This is a genomic window from Acinetobacter haemolyticus (assembly GCF_900406815.1).
Lineage (GTDB): Bacteria > Pseudomonadota > Gammaproteobacteria > Pseudomonadales > Moraxellaceae > Acinetobacter > Acinetobacter haemolyticus_A.
In genome coordinates, this window is the sequence record NZ_OVCN01000017.1 from 24586 (window position 1) to 41777 (window position 17192).

Consider the following 17192-nt stretch of genomic DNA (forward strand, 5'->3'; position numbering starts at 1 on the left):
CTAAATCCTAGATGGCTTGCATTGAATAAGGCTCATTGGCAGCATTGGGAACTTGTTGCTCTAGATCTGGTAACTTAACCACATGTTGAGACATTTGCTTATATTTTTGCAGTTCAGTATTTAGCTGTAGCATACGTTTTTTCAATTCAATCGACATAAATTGATCCGCCTGTGCCAAAGCGACCCAGCCCGCCTGAGCTCTGCGTTTAGGATGATCATAGGCCAATTGTTTTTGTATCCATTGATGGAGTCTGAGTGCACGTTGATACGACTCAAACTTATAAGCATACAGAGTCGTTGAAATGACAGTTTCTGGAATCTTACCCATCAGCTTCGTTTCAATCTGTCTCAATTGAAAAGCGTATAAATCAACTCGATATTTTAATAAATTTTGGTTAAACCATTCAGCAAAACGGATCAATAAATCGATAACTAAATCAGATTGAGCCTTTAATGCAACTTTCTCTGGAACAGGTCGACGTTGCTCGGTCTTCTGTATTCGCCAAGTTCGGTATATTGCAAACCCGCCGACAAGGAAAGCTCCGATTGAACCCGAAATCACACCACCGATTGCAGCGCCGACGGCCAAACCATTTTTAGATATTGAACTCGAATATTTGTCCTGTGAATACATGCGTAATATCGAGGGTTGTCCTGCTTTATTAAAATTGCGATATACCGCAAAACCCGTATTCATTAACGGAATCGGTAAAAACTCTTCATTGCCAGCTGAGTGCTGTAAACTCGCAACAGCTGAGCGCTGCACTGAAGCATAACTCAAAGCGAAATCAGCAAAAACTGAAGGGTATTTTTCTTGTAAATGCGCGAGTTCAATATTCACAATAATCGCGATATGCGGATGATGTTTTGCAAATGCCTCTATCCGATCTGCATCTAAGCTACATTTTACCTGCATCGGCGTGCCATCAACGATCAAATCAAAACTTGCAACATCTGTATGCTCTACAAATTCGATGCAATGTCCTTGTTGACTTAGATTATATGCAACTTGCTGTTTAGCAAGATAAGAAGATACTTGTAATAATGCTGCATCATGATGGTAATCTGGCGCTGGGATTTGCTTTAAATTATAAAATGCATCGGGCTCACGATGGGAGGCAGTTACCAAAGCATCAAGTACCAATGGATTAATTTGTAAGTAGTTCCAAATAAATCCCATACCATGATTGGCCGTATTAATCCCATTGACTAACTTGAGATCACGCCCTGTTAAGATTTTTTGCAGCGCTGTATTTGCTGCTTTATGACGATCTAAACTCACCACAATTTCATGGTTGTTTAATAGTTTAGGTGCACACTCTACCACATTTTTATAATAAGGGACGATGAACTCATCTGTTGTTAGCCAATGATTCAAAGAATATCCAACAAATTTTAATTTTTGTTGGATATCAATTAAAGGTTTCGGTATTTCACGATGCTGAGATTGCAAGTTTTCTGGCAATAACAATGCAACCGCCTTTTGTGTTAATTGCTCATGTAAATGCGGTTGTTGAACATAATCAAGATTGGATAAATGTTCCAGAGCCTCAACTGCATCACTCAATCCTTGCTCATTCCGATAATCATTTCGACTCATCAAGCAGCGTATAAAATCATAATGCACACTTTCAGGCTGAATATCTTGTTGTTGAAATACTCTACGGTAATTTTTAATTGCGGCGGACCAATCCTCTAAACGAGCATATAATTCAGCGAGTGGGAGCGTAACGGATACGTGGTTATATTTTTCTTGTAACTGATTCAAAATATTGAGTTTTAGATCACTATCTTTACAAGTGACTAACTGAGTTAATATTGTGGTGAGTTCAGATAACTCCAGCGGTGGCTGGGTATGCTGCAATCTAAAATTAAGCCCTTGCTCAAACCAAGCATATCGATGGGCATGATGAGGATAAGCAGGAATAAAAACGCGGTTAATGAGCTGAATCAGACGCAATGAACAATCAATTTCATCAACGGTATTGTGTCGAAAATGCCAAACTTTGGGGAGAGTTAGATTAAATAACTGCGTATAAAGATTAGCCGTCAACTCAGGTTGCATTAATGTCACGAGTTTTATCTGATCTTTGGCAGATAAATGATGTCCTTGTTGTTCAATACGATCCAAACGCAACTTTAAGACATTACTGGCTAACATACTTTTCCTAAATTTTTATTTAATATACGCATTCGTTATAGCTTACAACGATGTCATCCATTCATCGTTAAGCATTCATCATATTATGTTTCGAGATAATAAAAAAGCACCTTCAAAACAATCTTAAAATTGATCTTGAAGGTGCTAAAAGCTAAGTTTATCGTTGTTATCGTTTATAAAATCACTGATTTACTTTTTATCTAAACTAATGCTCTGTTTACTGCATTTTCCAGACTGAGCAAATTTATATTCAGCAATGGCTTTTTTACCCGTCTCCAAATCTACTTGTTTAAGATTCGCGCCACCTGTGATTACGCCTGGTTTGATATATTGCTGAATAAAATATTGTTTTCCTGCCTCAGTATTCAGTGTTAAATGATTTGGTGAGAAATCTGATTCAGTCGAAATCGTATGTTTCTGATTGCCCTCCACCTCTTTTAAGAAAAATGTACCACGTGCAGTTTCACCTAAACATTCTCCATCAATCCAAACATCTTTTTTGAGTGCTGCACCCAACACACTATTTGAACGATATACATAAACCGCAGCTTTACCCTCTGTAGGTGCATCAAGTTTTTTTGCTTGTTGAGACAATTGCGGGGTCGCTTGCGGTACTGAAGCACAACCAACAAATGTAAGAGCAAGAATAACGGGAAGTAAAATTTTCATTATGATATTTCTCATAAAGTTATATATTGAAACCGTACTCTATATGAAAATGATAACTATTTAAATTTTGTTTTTAATTTATTTTTCAATGAAAAAGCCACCTTACGGTGGCTTTCTCAATCAAAAAACGGTACTGATTAAAGTGCGCGATTTTTGATTTTACGAATCGTTTCAAGCTGTGCCGCAGTTTCTGCAAGCGAAGCAAGTGCAGCAGCAGAATCCAAATCACTCTTTTGATTTGCGAGCAATTGTTCAGCTTGTTTACGAGCTTCTAAAATTGCTGCTTCATCTAAGTTGTCCGCACGGATTGCAGTATCTGCAAGTACAGTAACAACATGAGGTTGAACTTCTAACACACCGCCAGATACATAAACGATTTCTTCTGTACCATTTTCCAACTGAACACGAATCGGGCCCGGCTGGAGCAAAGTTACAAGTGGTGCATGCCCAGGTAAAATACCAAGCTCACCACCCGCACCTTTTGCGATTAACATCGTAACTTGTCCAGAGTAAATCGACTCATTCACACTTACGACATCACATTGGATCGTCGCCATGAGAATCTCCTTAAATTAGAGTTGCTAATTAAAGTTTCTCGGCTTTAGCAATCACTTCGTCAATACCACCAACCATATAGAACGCTTGTTCTGGAATGTGATCGTATTCACCAGCTAATAGACCTTTAAAGCCACGAATCGTTTCTTTAAGTGGTACTAATTTACCAGGTGCACCAGTAAATACTTCAGCTACGTGGAATGGTTGAGAGAAGAAACGTTGGATTTTACGCGCACGGTAAACAACCAATTTATCTTCTTCAGACAATTCATCCATACCCAAGATTGCGATGATGTCTTTAAGCTCTTTATAACGTTGCAATACGTTCTGTACAGAACGTGCAATTTCATAATGCTCTTGACCAACAACCAATGGATCTAGCTGACGTGAAGTTGAGTCAAGTGGATCGATCGCAGGGTAAATACCTTGTGAAGCGATGTCACGGCTCAATACAACTGTTGCATCCAAGTGAGCAAACGTTGTTGCAGGCGATGGATCTGTTAAGTCATCGGCAGGTACGTATACTGCTTGGATCGACGTGATCGAACCAGATTTAGTAGACGTAATACGCTCTTGAAGAACACCCATTTCCTCTGCAAGTGTCGGTTGGTAACCTACTGCAGATGGCATACGGCCTAACAATGCTGATACTTCAGTACCCGCAAGTGTATAACGGTAGATGTTGTCTACGAACAACAATACGTCACGACCTTTACCGTTTTCATCTTTCTGATCACGGAAATACTCAGCCATGGTCAAACCAGTTAACGCTACGCGTAAACGGTTACCAGGTGGCTCGTTCATCTGACCGTAGACCATTGCTACTTTGTCAAGAACGTTAGAATCTTTCATTTCGTGATAGAAGTCGTTACCTTCACGAGTACGCTCACCAACACCAGCGAATACAGATAAACCTGAGTGCGCTTTTGCGATGTTGTTGATCAACTCCATCATGTTAACGGTTTTACCAACACCAGCACCACCGAACAGACCAACTTTACCACCTTTTGCGAACGGGCATAGCAAGTCAATGACTTTAATACCAGTTTCTAAAAGATCAGTAGAAGCTGCTTGTTCTGCATAAGAAGGCGCTTCACGGTGAATCGGCAAACGCTCTTCAGTCGCAACTGGACCTGCTTCATCAATCGGGCGACCCAAAACGTCCATGATACGACCAAGCGTCGCTGGACCTACTGGAACAGAAATCGGTGCATTTGTACTAGTTACATTCAGGCCACGTTTAAGACCTTCTGTAGAACCCATTGCGATGGTACGAACAACACCATCGCCAAGCTGTTGCTGAACTTCTAATGTAGTTTCAGTACCGTCAACTTGGAGAGCGTCATAGATCTTTGGAACGCTATTGCGCTCAAACTCGACGTCGATAACCGCGCCGATGATCTGAATGATACGACCGCTACTCATTGCTGTCTCCTCAATTCAAACTTAATAATGTTAAACGGCAGCGGCACCGCCAACGATCTCGGAAATTTCCTGAGTAATCGCGGCTTGACGCAGCTTGTTGTAAATGAGTTGTAGGTCTTTAATCAATTGTCCTGCGTTGTCTGTCGCTGCTTTCATTGCGACCATACGAGCAGATTGCTCACATGCAACGTTTTCAATCACACCTTGATAAACCATCGACTCGATATAGCGAACCAACAAACCATTTAACAGCTCTTCTGCTTCTGGTTCGTAGATATAATCCCAACCATAAGTACGGTTAAGATCTTCGCCTTCTTCTGCTGGTGCTAAAGGAACAAGTTGTTCAACTTTAGGTTGTTGGGTCATCGCATTGACGAAACCATTTGATACGAGGTAAATACGATCTAATTCACCTTTATCAAATGCATCAAGCATTACCTGAACTGAACCTGTCAACTGTTCCAAGCTCGGTGAATCACCAAGCTGGGTAGTTGCACCAAGCACTTTACCGCCGTAACTCTTAAAAAACGAAACCGCTTTTTGACCAATCAAAGCAAATTCAACTTCAATTGACTGCTCTTGTTGTGCTTTGACATGCTGCACAACTTTCTTGAACAAGTTAATGTTCAAGCCACCTGCCAAACCACGATCTGAAGACACCACGATATAGCCAACACGCTTAACTGGGCGTTCAACCATATAACGGTGTTTATATTCAGGGTTTGCTTGAACCAAGTGAGCAATTACACGGCGCATATTATCGGCATACGGACGGCCTTGAGCCATGCGCTCTTGCGCACGACGCATTTTAGAAGCAGCTACCATTTGCATCGCGCGAGTAATCTTTTGCGTGCTCTTGATACTAGCTACTTTGGCGCGAATTTCTTTTAAATTTGCCATACGCTTAACCTAGTAGTCGAAAGCTCTTTCGAGCTTTCGAAGGTTGATCCGTGAACCAAACTTAACTAAAGCTTAACTTAGTAAGTTTGAGTCGCTTTGAAGCTCTCAATACCTGCTTTGATTGCAGCTTCGATGTCTTTGTTGTAATCACCAGTTTCATCGATCTGTTGCATTAACGCAGCATGTTCAGAGCGGAAGTAAGAAACTAACGCAGCATCAAAGTCTACGATTTTCTTCACTTCAACGTCAGCCATGTAGCCTTCGTTAGATGCATATACAGAAATAGCTTGGTCAGCAATTGAGTAAGGAGCATATTGTTTTTGCTTCATTAACTCAGTTACACGTTGACCATGCTCAAGTTGCTTACGAGTCGCTTCATCAAGATCAGAAGCAAACTGAGCAAACGCAGCCAATTCACGGTATTGCGCTAAAGCAGTACGGATACCGCCAGACAATTTTTTGATGATCTTAGTTTGAGCAGAACCACCAACACGAGATACCGAGATACCTGCGTTCACAGCAGGACGAATACCTGCGTTGAATAATGATGTTTCTAGGAAGATCTGACCGTCAGTAATCGAAATTACGTTGGTTGGTACGAATGCAGATACGTCACCAGCTTGAGTTTCAATGATCGGTAATGCAGTTAAAGAACCAGTTTGACCTTTAACTTCACCGTTCGTGAATTTCTCAACATAGTCAGCAGAAACGCGAGAAGCACGTTCAAGAAGACGCGAGTGAAGATAGAATACGTCACCTGGATACGCTTCACGACCTGGTGGACGACGTAATAACAATGAAATTTGACGGTAAGCAACAGCTTGCTTAGACAAATCATCATAAATGATTAACGCATCTTCACCACGATCACGGAAGTATTCACCCATTGTACAACCAGAGTACGGAGCTAAATACTGCATTGCTGCAGGATCAGCGGCCGCAGCTGCGACAACAGTTGTATACGCCATAGCGCCAGTTTCTTCTAGCTTGCGTACAACGTTTGCAATTGTTGATTGTTTTTGACCAATCGCAACATATACACACTTAATGCCAGAGTTTTTCTGAGCGATGATCGCATCGATCGCCATTGCTGTTTTACCAGTTTGACGGTCACCAATAATCAACTCACGCTGACCACGACCTACAGGGATCATGGTATCAACTGATTTATAACCAGTTTGAACAGGTTCGTCTACTGACTGACGCCAAATTACACCTGGTGCTACTTTTTCAACAGCATCAGTTAGTTTTGCATCAATAGGGCCTTTCCCATCAATTGGGTTACCCAAAGCATCTACTACACGGCCAAGAAGTTCAGGACCTACTGGAACTTCTAATACACGACCAGTACAACGAGCTTTTTGACCTTCTTGCAGGCTTAGGTAGTTACCTAAAACAACGGCACCCACTGAATCCTGTTCTAGGTTCAGTGCCATACCGAATAAGCCGCCGTCGAATTCGATCATTTCGCCGTACATGGCATCCGCAAGACCGTGAATACGCACGATACCGTCAGATACCATAACAATGGTACCCTCATTTTTTGCGGTCGCGCTGGTGTCCAGATCGCCGATACGCTGTTTAATGAGCGCACTGATCTCGGATGGATTCAGTTGTTGCATTGCGCTATTCCTCAATCTTTTTTAAGTTCAGTCTTTTTGCTATTACGCAAGAAGACGAGTCCGCATTTTTTCAAGCTTGTTAAGCGCAGAGTCATCTATCACTTGGTCGCCTGCACGAATCACAACACCCGCGATTAACGCTGGATTAACTTTCACAGTCATTTGGACTGTTTTGTTAAAACGTTTTTCTAGCGCATGAGCTAAAATATGCTCTTGCTTCGCATCCATCGGGAAAGCAGATTCAATCACTACTTCCAAGGTGTTGTTGTTCTGCGATTTAAGTAATTCATATTCTGCTGCGATTTCAGGTAACAATGTTAAACGATCGTTATCTGCAAGAAGTGTCAGAAAATTTGACACTGCCTGAGATTGATCTTCACCTAAAACCTTCGCAAAAAGACCTACTTGTTCCGCAGGAGTCAGCTCAGGGCGATTTAAATAAGCGGAAAATGCTTCATCTTGCACCGCAGCACCGAGCAGTTGTAACGCATTTGACCAAGCGTCAGTTGCATTCTGCTCAGATGCATAAGCAAATGCTGCTTTAGCGTATGGGCGTGCCAACGTCAAGAGTTCAGCCATATTTCCCTCGCTTAAAGTTTAGCAGCCAGCTGAGTCAGCATGGCATTATGAGCTTCTGCGTCAACTTGTTGGTTCAGAATTTTTTCTGCGCCATCAACTGCCAAAGCAGCAACTTGTTGACGTAATTCTTCGCGAGCAGCATTGATGTCCTGATCAACAGTTTCTTTCGCCTGTTGACGAATACGCTCACCTTCAGCCGCAGCTTGGGTACGCGCTTCTTCGACCAATTGTGCTGCACGACGGTTCGCTTGTTCGATCAATTGAGCCGCTTGTGCTTTTGCTGCATCGATCTCTGCCTTTACTTGTGCTTGCGCATCAGCTAAGTCAGCTTTCGCTTTTTCAGCAGCATTTAAGCCATCAGCAATTTTACGCTGACGCTCACTAATCGCATTGATTAGTGGTGGCCAAACAAACTTCATACAAAATGCGACGAAAACCGCAAATGCAATCGCTTGGCCAATCAATGTGAGGTTGATATTCATTTCGCTATTCCTCAATATGTGGATTTAGGAATTAAGCTATTAACCTACAAATGGATTAGCGAAGATGAAGAACAAGCCAATACCAACACCGATCATAGGCACAGCATCAAGAAGACCCGCGATTAAGAACATACGAGTTTGAAGTTGTGGAGCCAATTCTGGTTGACGAGCAACAGCTTCTAAAAAGCGACCACCCAAAAGACCAAAACCAATCGCAGTACCTAAAGCACCGAAAGCGATCAAGATAGCAGATGCAATTGCAACTAGACCTAAAGTGAGTTCCATGAAAAATTCCTCAGAGGTTAGGTTATTACCAAATTAAACTAAAAATTTAAGCCCAACCATCAACTGATAGTTAGGCAATACCATTAATGCTTTTCGCTTGCCATGCTCAAGTAAACGATGGTCAGCATCATAAAGATAAATGCTTGCAACGTGATTACAAGAATGTGGAAAATAGCCCAAGGCACAGATAACGCCCACTGGATCCAGAACGGTAATAACGCGATCAAGATGAAGATTAACTCACCTGCATACATGTTACCGAACAGTCGTAGAGCCAACGAAACTGGACGAGCAAGGAAAGTTACTAACTCCAATATAAGGTTCACTGGAATCAATAACGCTTTTGCAAATTTATTACTTGGGTTAAATGGGTTAAGTGCCAATTCGCCAACAAAACCACCTACACCCTTTTCACGAATACTATAGAACAAGATCAAGGCGAATACAGATAACGACATACCTAAGGTAATGTTCGGATCCGTAGTCGGTACAATCTTGAAGTAAACATGATGTGGGTCCATACCAAACACACTTGCACCAATTTGTTGAGCTAGATAAGGAATCCAGTCAACAGGGATTAAATCCATTAAGTTCATGAGGAAAATCCACACGAAAATGGTCAATGCCAATGGCGCAATTAAACGTGATTTGCCATGAAAGGTGTCACGGACACTTGAGTCCACAAACTCGATAATCATCTCGATTGCTGACTGGAATTTTGTTGGAACACCTGCGTTAGCAGCTTTCGCAACAATCCAGAACAACAAACAGAAAATAATACCAAGTCCGATAGACCAACCCATTGAATCCAAGTGAATTGCAGTGAACCCCATCGATTGAGCTTCTTCAGCAGACTCAGCCAATTTCCATGTACCGTCTGGCATTTTGCCATAGGTCATATTGGTCAAGTGATGCTTGATATACTCGGTCGAAGTCAGGGCATGTTCTTCAGCAGCCATAAATCACACCTGGTCAATGTCAATCATTAAAAAGAGGAAAAATGAATATTGCGGACTGCAAATATCTCACTCTACCCTCCAAAAATCTTAAAATGTGCCCTACTCTCGTTGTTGCAATCGTGACACCCAAAATGGTGCAACCCACGACATCGCTTGAACAAGAATAAATCCACCTAACAATGCAACCGGTGACAGCGGTTTAACATTGCTCAAAATCAAAATAAAACCCACGATCACAATCGCAAACTTACCGAGCATTCCTCGATACATGTTGAGCATCACTTGTTTTGAAGCTCTAGCACCTGCCGTTCTAAACGACTGCCAGGAAAAGTAACAATATGCTAACCAACACACCGAGGCCCCAAGCGCAGCACTCAAAGCAGCAGTTCTATCATTTATCATCCATGCCAGCAAAGCTGCAACTGGAATCATACATGCTTGTAAGAAGACCAAAGCTTTTGCTAATCGTCGGTCAATCAAGCGACTAGTTCGGCTCATTTTTTACCCACTCACAGCATAACTGCTTGACAAGTTTTAATCATGATCGTTTCGAATCGCTGGCATTATAGAGTTACACCCCTGAACATGCAATCTTTTATCGACCTAAGTCTGCTTTTTTCGTTACCATATTTTCTGACGATAGAGTCAACGCATTTTTATTTTTTTGATCAATTTTGAACACTTATCACACATTTATCAGTTTTTGAAGCCAATTTTCTCCAAGCAGCAATAAAATTGTCCTCTCCGTTCATGCTTTCGTCGACCGTTTCAAAGGTGATTGGGTTCAACCTACGATAGACATTTTGATTCGCCGAAATTTCAGCCAATAAGCACATTTGTGTTTTTGGGCGATTGTCATTTAAATACTTAATTTGGGCAGCTGTAGGTGCAATGTGCGGATCATCAGTCAAAGCACCTGCAAATTTCAAATTCAATGCTCTTTCTAAATATTGATATGCATCATGATATGACCAATAGGGTTTAGCTTTATGGCTACTTTCATATTGTTGCGCAGTTTGACGCATTTTTTGTGCAAACTCTCGTGCATTGGCTGTGTATTTAGCTTTATTTTCTGGAGATTGTTGCGAGCGTAAAGCTGCGATGAAAAATGCAATTCGAACCGCATTGTTAGGTTCTAACCAAACATGACTATCGATTGTATTGTCCAATGAAGCACCACGTAAACTACGCTGTGGCAAGATTGTCAGAATACCCGCATCTAAAAGTGAAATGGCTTTTCGATTTTGACTTAACAACTTATCCAATGGTGCTTCGTGAGCCTTACCTAACCAAATCACCAAAGATGCATCCTGAATGATTTTACGATGTGCAGGCGTTAAGTGGACATCATGTCCCGTTTGATCACTTAAAAGAAGGATTGGTGTTTCTACACCTTGGGTCACTTCTTTTGCAATCAAATAAATCGGCTGCGTTGACACGACTAAGCTTTGCGTCCAGCCCCATGTGCTTAATAAGGAAAAGGTGACGAACAAAACAAGGCGCAACATTACAACACTACTCAACTAGGCAAGGCATGTTATAATATAACAAAAGTTCAAAAATGCCTATGTCTATTTTCTATATTTGCCGCTGCTTCTATCGCAAGTATGACTTATATAGTGAGTTCTCAATGAATTGCATGGTATGATGTAGAGTCTGTTGAGCATTCTACACTTTTCTATTTTTTGTAGATGCGCGCTAAGCTCAGTAAGCTTTGGCCACTTTTCATTGTAAGGATGAAGATCAATAGACCCTTGGCTAATAATGAGGTCCATTTATGAGTTCTTGTTCACATGAACATGACAATGCTTTACACGGTGTTCATGGTCATCATGATATTAAAGCACGACTTGCTGAAGCAGAATATCTGTGTACCACAACGGGTGCACGACTCACACCTTTACGCAAAGAAGTCCTCGAACTCATTTTAAATGCATCTGCACCGATGGGTGCTTATGACTTGTTGGCAAAATTAAAAGGTCAAGCAGATCGCCCTGCTGCCCCACCAACAGTTTACCGTACTCTCGACTTTTTATTGGAAAAAGGGTTAATTCACCGCCTGACTTCTATTAATGCCTATATTCCTTGCTGTCATCCACGCGAAGGACATCAGGCTGCTTTTCTCATCTGTACAGAGTGTCACGTGGTCAAAGAGGCATCTGCTCAGGGGCTGATCCAGCAACTTGATCAATTGGCTGCTTCAGATCAATTCACTGCTCAGCACAGTATTATTGAAATTTCTGGGAAATGTCATCAGTGCAGCACAGCACCCTAACGACTCCACTCATTCAGCTGGAGAATATCTCCGTTCAACGTGATGAACGAGAGATTTTGAGAAATGTTGATTTTGACTTAAATGCCAAAGAGATCGTCACGCTTATCGGTCCAAATGGTGCAGGCAAATCAACCCTCATTAAAGTGCTGTTGGGCATCATGTCACCCAATAAAGGCAAGGTTCATTTTTCAAAGAAATTGAAAATGGCTTATGTCCCACAAAAATTCAACCCGTCTGCAAGCTTGCCACTTCGTGTTCAGGACTTATTAGATTTAGAGTTTTGTGAGAAACATCTTCGTCGCGAAATTATCCACGATACTGGCATCTCCAAATTACAAGACTCTAAAGTCCAACAACTATCTGGTGGGGAACGCCAACGCGTTTTGCTTGCACGTGCTTTATTGCGTCAACCTGACATTCTCATTTTAGATGAGCCGATGCAAGGTTTAGATATTCAATCCGAAGCAGAGCTGTATGAATACGTTCGCAGCTTACCCGAACGCTATGGCTGTGCAGTCCTGATGGTTTCGCATGACTTACAATGGGTGATGCAAGGAACGCATCGTGTGGTTTGTTTAAATAAGCATATTTGTTGTAGCGGTTTACCTGAAAGCATTCAACAACATCCTGAGTATCAAGCCATTTTCGGGACGCAGCGCATGTTTTATCAACACCATCATAATCACTGTGTGCATAGTGATCATGCTGAGCCATGTGCGCATGACCCACGCCCTCATATTCATCCCGAACCAAAGGTCTAAGCCATGATGGAATGGTTACAATTGCTATTACCCGCATGGATTATGGGGACATTATTGGTGTTCTTGACCGCACCCCTTGGCTGTCTGATGCTCTGGCGCCGAATGTCTTTTTTCGCGGATACCATGGCTCACGGTACGTTACTTGGTGTCGCCATCGCAGGAATTCTCAGTCTTCCTTTTTGGTTAGGGGTTGGTTTTTTAGCATTATTGTTAGTTGCGATTTTATGGGTGCTACATGATTCACGCCTGCCCAATGATGCCTTACTGGCATTATGTTCAGCTACATTACTCTGCGCAGGCTTATTGCTAATTCAGCAAGTTCCAAGTCTAAGACCAGAATTACTCAGTTATCTGTTTGGTGATCTGCTGAGTATTGAATGGTTGGATCTCCCCATTTTTGCGATAGTTATTATGATGGCGTTGGTGGTGTTATATCGCTCATGGTCTGCGCAAATCCAAATTGCGATTGATCCAGATATCGCAATGAGTGAAGGGATCAATGCCAATTGGCAACGCTTAATTTTTATGTTGCTTCTTGCCTTGTTTACAGTTTTAGCGCTACGTGCTGTAGGCTCATTACTCATGGGGGCGTTATTGGTCATCCCCGCATTGAGTGCTCGCCTTCTCGCTCACTCACCCAAGCAAATGGTGCTATGGGCATTCGTACTCGCGCAATTGGGCATTACAATCGGTTTATGGTCAAGTGCAGCATTAAATATCGCGACAGGCTTGAGTATTGTCTTGTGTATGGCACTGATTTTCGCTTTGATTTTTATGATTCAAAAATTTAAAACACATTCACAAACCAGCTAATCAACAGGTTTAATTAGATTGCTGGATTGCTCCAAGTAGCAATGCAGCAAAACTAAACATCATGGCAAAACTTCGATTTAAATATTTCTGCTGCTTAGGCGAACGTAATAATTTCAGCACCTTAGAAGCTAATCCTGTATAACCCGCCATCACAATCAAGTCGATCGTCACCATCGTGATTGCCATGATCAGATATTGCAACCATTGTGGTCGTCCCAGATCTAAAAACTGCGGCAATACTGCCAATAAAAACACAATCGCTTTGGGATTACTCATATTGACCACAAATCCCTTAAACATCAAAGCAGAAGCAGATTTGTAGACGTATTCTTTTTCAATCTCAATTGCTTGAATAGGTGCTGTCCACTGTTGATAAGCCAAATAAAGTAAATAAACAACGCCGAACCACTTCACCACCTGAAACGCCCAAGGGGTTGTCGCAAATAATACTCCGACGCCCGCCGCAACAATGACAATTTGCAGCAGCAGTGCAATTTGTAAACCAATTACATTCCAATATCCTTGCCTAAACCCATGATTTAAACCACTCGACATGGATACAATTGCCCCCGCACCTGGTGAAATACTAATCACCCAGCAGGCCAACATAAACGCAAACCAGACTTGTAAAGACATCGCAGCACAGCAAAATAAAAGTGGAATTATATTGCTTTATTTTGCCATGATTACAAGTGGTAAGACGATAAAACTGAGTAAATAAACTTTTAAGCCCCACCAACATCAGGCACAATAATTCACTTTTCCGCCTTTAAAAATAATGAAGGAGTTTTTAATGACTGCTCAATCTGTCATTCTTCCACTACCATCTGATCATGCTCGCTTTATTGTTTTGCGCTTAAAAGATTTAAGTATTACCGAATTAAAACAACAGATTGATGCTCTAATTTCAACTCGTGATCGCCTGATTACCCAGCATCCCAGTGGTCAAATTAAAACGGCAGTTGCTTTTGGTCCTGAGCTATGGTCAAAACTTTATTCGACCGTCCCTACAAACTTTAAACAACTAGATCCTCAACACGGCGCATTTAATATGCCTGTCGTGCCTGCAGACGTATTTATTCACATTGCCAGCGCTCGTGCGGATTTATGCTTTGCAATGAGTCAAGCCTTTTTCTCAGGCATACAAGATAAGGTTGAAGTTCTTGATGAACGTGCATGTTTCCGCCAATTTGATGGTCGTGATTTGACTGGTTTCATTGATGGTACGGAAAACCCACAGTTCCCTGAAGACCGTGCAGAAGCAACCTTACTCCCTGATTCGGCAGGGGTGTTTGCTGACGGCAGTTTTATTTTTGCCCAACGCTATATTCACGATTTAGCCAAATGGCATCAACTCAAAGTTGATGCACAAGAGCATGTGATGGGGCGGACTAAACTTGAGTCAATTGAACTTGATGATGATGTTAAACCTGAAAATGCCCATGTTGCTCGCACCGTCGTAGAAGATGACGCAGGCGAAGAAATGGAAATTTTACGTCATAGCTTGCCTTATGGAGATGGTAAAGGTGAACAAGGTTTGTTCTTTGTCGCTTATACCAATAATCTAAACATCATTGATGAAATGCTCAAACGCATGTTTGGTACGACTGGTGATGGCATCCATGACCATTTATTACACTTCACCACTGCGATAGATGGTGCATATTATTTCGCACCTAGTGATGAACTGTTAGCTGAAATTGTAGAAGCCTGAATGGCAGGATGCTATGTCAATTCATTACATAGCATCCGTTTCACGCGTGTTGAGATTGCAATACAAAAAAGATTTATAGGAATATCTTAAATCCTCACAAATCCCTCTCCCCTTAAAGCTGCAAAATTTGCTATATTTAGCGTTTTTCCGCGACATTTATTTCGGTAACTATGAATACGGCAATACAAGCAGCTCTCGATCATGCGGTACAAACCCTGCAACAACAAGGTGTACTTCCTTCAGATTGGACCAACACGAGCCATTTAACCCGTACCAAAGACCGAAGTCACGGAGACTTTGCTTCAAATATCGCAATGATCGGCTCTAAAGTTGCGGGCATGAAGCCACGTGATCTTGCTGAAAAGATCTTAGCAGCACTGCCTGAAGTTGCAGACATTAGCAAAGCTGAAATTGCTGGGCCTGGTTTTATTAACTTCTTCTTGAATGCAGATCAACGTTTTGCTGTGCTTGATCAAATTCAAGCACAAAAAGAACAATATGGTCGTAGCCAAGCCAATGCAGCCAAAAAAATTCAGGTTGAATTTGTATCTGCCAATCCAACGTCAAGCCTCCACGTCGGACATGGACGTGGGGCAGCATATGGCATGACCGTTGCAAATTTATTGGAAGCAACGGGAGCAACCGTTGACCGCGAATATTATGTTAACGATGCTGGTCGTCAAATGGATATTTTGGCGACGTCAACTTACCTCCGTTATTTAGAGTTGACAGGTCAAACCTTAGTTTTCCCTAAAAATGCCTATCAAGGTGACTATGTCAAAGAAATCGCGCAAACGATCATTGATCAAGATAGCGATGCACATGTGCGCCCTGTAGCAGACATTTATAAAGATGTGCCAGAAGACGTACAATATGCTGAAGAATTAGATGCTGAAGGCAACAAAGTCGTCCTTTCTGGTGACAAAGAAAAGCATATCGATGGGCTAATCGCCAACTCACAACAACAACTAGGCAAAGGCTATCGCGTTTTCCATCAAGCTGCCTTACATGCCATTTTAGATGACATTAAAGATGACCTTGCTGACTTTGGTGTGACCTTTGATGAGTGGTTTAGCGAAGCATCTTTAACTGAAAAAATTGATGAAGCATTAGCAACACTTGATCAACGTGGTTACCTGTATGAAAAAGAAGGTAATATTTGGTTTAAATCGACTGAATTTGGCGATGAAAAAGACCGTGTTGTGAAACGTCGTAATGGTCAGACCACTTATTTTGCATCTGACATCGCGTATCATCTGAATAAATTACAACGTGGTTATACTGACCTGATCGATATCTGGGGTTCAGATCATCACGGTTATATTTCACGTGTCAAAGCCGCGATTGATGCAATGGGCTATGATTCGAAAAAGCTGACTGTACTTCTTGTTCAGTTCGTGAGTTTATGGCGTGGCGGCGAAATGGTGCAAATGTCATCTCGCTCTGGCCAGTTCGTGACGTTGCGTGATTTACGCAAAGAAGTGGGTAATGATGCGGCACGTTTTTATTATGTGATGCGTAAGTCTGAACAACATATCGACTTTGACCTCGATCTTGCTGTATCACAAAGCAAAGATAATGCGGTGTATTACATTCAATATGCGCATGCGCGTGTAAACAGTATTGTGAACCGTGCTAAAGAGAAAGGCATTGCATTTGACGTCGCTTCTGCACGCCAAGTTGCTAACCTATTAACATTGGATGCTGAAACAGAAATTTTAGCTAAATTGGCAGCTTACCCTGAAATCGTAATTCGTGCTGCGAATGTCTGTGAACCACATCAAATTGGCAACTACTTAAAAGATCTTGCTGCGTTATTTCATGGATGGTATGCACAAGATGGCGTTAAATTTGTTGATGAAGCAAATATTCCACTATCTCAAGCGCGTTTATTACTTTCAATCAACGTACAGCAAGTATTGCGTAATGGTTTAGAATTATTGGGTGTGTCCGCTCCTGAGACCATGTAAGCAAAGTAATGCTGTTAAGCAG

At 41.8% G+C, this 17192-nt stretch carries 18 protein-coding genes; 5 read left to right on the forward strand and 13 right to left on the reverse strand.

Features of this window, described 5'->3' with window-relative positions; all coding sequences use genetic code 11:
• Positions 1-7: 7 nt before the first annotated feature.
• The 12 genes from DK207_RS12325 to DK207_RS12380 all read right to left on the reverse strand — a co-directional run bounded on the left by DK207_RS12325 (position 8) and on the right by DK207_RS12380 (position 11145).
• Positions 8-2161, reverse strand: coding sequence for a hypothetical protein (locus tag DK207_RS12325; protein WP_109441447.1), 2154 nt, complete (start codon positions 2159-2161; stop codon positions 8-10).
• A 189-nt stretch (positions 2162-2350) separates the two neighbouring features.
• Positions 2351-2830: a DUF2846 domain-containing protein gene (locus tag DK207_RS12330; protein ID WP_109441448.1), complete on the reverse strand. Its 480-nt coding sequence runs from the start codon at positions 2828-2830 to the stop codon at positions 2351-2353.
• A gap of 137 nt (positions 2831-2967) precedes the next feature.
• Positions 2968-3387 carry a F0F1 ATP synthase subunit epsilon gene (locus tag DK207_RS12335; protein WP_109441449.1) on the reverse strand — a complete coding sequence of 140 codons (420 nt, stop codon included), beginning with the start codon at positions 3385-3387 and terminating at the stop codon, positions 2968-2970.
• Between the two features lie 28 nt (positions 3388-3415).
• Positions 3416-4810 carry a F0F1 ATP synthase subunit beta gene (gene atpD / locus DK207_RS12340; protein ID WP_004637488.1) on the reverse strand — a complete coding sequence of 465 codons (1395 nt, stop codon included), beginning with the start codon at positions 4808-4810 and terminating at the stop codon, positions 3416-3418.
• 30 nt (positions 4811-4840) lie between these two features.
• Positions 4841-5710, reverse strand: a complete 870-nt coding sequence (gene atpG, locus DK207_RS12345) for a F0F1 ATP synthase subunit gamma (RefSeq protein ID WP_109441450.1) — start codon at positions 5708-5710, stop codon at positions 4841-4843.
• A gap of 77 nt (positions 5711-5787) precedes the next feature.
• Entirely contained in the window at positions 5788-7332 is a 1545-nt protein-coding gene (atpA, locus tag DK207_RS12350) for a F0F1 ATP synthase subunit alpha (RefSeq protein WP_004637486.1), read from the reverse strand.
• Between the two features lie 42 nt (positions 7333-7374).
• On the reverse strand, positions 7375-7911 hold the full coding sequence (locus DK207_RS12355; protein ID WP_109441451.1) for a F0F1 ATP synthase subunit delta: 537 nt from the start codon (positions 7909-7911) through the stop codon (positions 7375-7377).
• Positions 7912-7922: 11 nt separating this feature from the next.
• Complete coding sequence (locus DK207_RS12360) at positions 7923-8393, reverse strand: F0F1 ATP synthase subunit B (RefSeq protein WP_004637483.1); 471 nt, start codon at positions 8391-8393, stop codon at positions 7923-7925.
• Positions 8394-8432: 39 nt separating this feature from the next.
• Positions 8433-8678 (reverse strand): F0F1 ATP synthase subunit C, encoded by a 246-nt coding sequence (gene atpE, locus DK207_RS12365; RefSeq protein ID WP_000424060.1) that lies wholly within the window; start codon positions 8676-8678, stop codon positions 8433-8435.
• An 83-nt stretch (positions 8679-8761) separates the two neighbouring features.
• Positions 8762-9637, reverse strand: coding sequence for a F0F1 ATP synthase subunit A (gene atpB, locus DK207_RS12370; RefSeq protein ID WP_109441452.1), 876 nt, complete (start codon positions 9635-9637; stop codon positions 8762-8764).
• A gap of 99 nt (positions 9638-9736) precedes the next feature.
• The gene (locus DK207_RS12375) at positions 9737-10135 is read right to left on the reverse strand and encodes an ATP synthase subunit I (RefSeq protein ID WP_109441453.1); all 399 of its coding nucleotides are present in this window, start codon (positions 10133-10135) and stop codon (positions 9737-9739) included.
• Positions 10136-10305: 170 nt separating this feature from the next.
• Positions 10306-11145: a metal ABC transporter substrate-binding protein gene (locus tag DK207_RS12380; protein ID WP_109441454.1), complete on the reverse strand. Its 840-nt coding sequence runs from the start codon at positions 11143-11145 to the stop codon at positions 10306-10308.
• A 269-nt stretch (positions 11146-11414) separates the two neighbouring features.
• Between DK207_RS12380 and DK207_RS12385 the strand changes: the two genes are divergently transcribed.
• From DK207_RS12385 to znuB, 3 genes are read left to right on the forward strand one after another with little or no spacing between them, the layout of a single operon-like run.
• Positions 11415-11912: a transcriptional repressor gene (locus DK207_RS12385; RefSeq protein WP_109441455.1), complete on the forward strand. Its 498-nt coding sequence runs from the start codon at positions 11415-11417 to the stop codon at positions 11910-11912.
• On the forward strand, positions 11885-12673 hold the full coding sequence (gene znuC / locus DK207_RS12390) for a zinc ABC transporter ATP-binding protein ZnuC (RefSeq protein WP_109441456.1): 789 nt from the start codon (positions 11885-11887) through the stop codon (positions 12671-12673). Before DK207_RS12385 ends, znuC begins: the two co-directional genes overlap by 28 nt.
• Before the next feature lie 3 nt (positions 12674-12676).
• On the forward strand, positions 12677-13486 hold the full coding sequence (gene znuB, locus DK207_RS12395) for a zinc ABC transporter permease subunit ZnuB (RefSeq protein ID WP_109441457.1): 810 nt from the start codon (positions 12677-12679) through the stop codon (positions 13484-13486).
• Between the two features lie 9 nt (positions 13487-13495).
• Here znuB and DK207_RS12400 read toward each other — a convergent pair whose 3' ends face one another.
• Positions 13496-14122 carry a LysE family transporter gene (locus DK207_RS12400; RefSeq protein ID WP_109441458.1) on the reverse strand — a complete coding sequence of 209 codons (627 nt, stop codon included), beginning with the start codon at positions 14120-14122 and terminating at the stop codon, positions 13496-13498.
• 157 nt (positions 14123-14279) lie between these two features.
• On the opposite strand from DK207_RS12400, the gene DK207_RS12405 reads away from it, so the two are divergent.
• Entirely contained in the window at positions 14280-15200 is a 921-nt protein-coding gene (locus tag DK207_RS12405; protein ID WP_109441459.1) for a Dyp-type peroxidase, read from the forward strand.
• 170 nt (positions 15201-15370) lie between these two features.
• On the forward strand, positions 15371-17170 hold the full coding sequence (argS, locus tag DK207_RS12410) for an arginine--tRNA ligase (RefSeq protein WP_109441460.1): 1800 nt from the start codon (positions 15371-15373) through the stop codon (positions 17168-17170).
• The last annotated feature ends 22 nt before the right edge of the window (positions 17171-17192 follow it).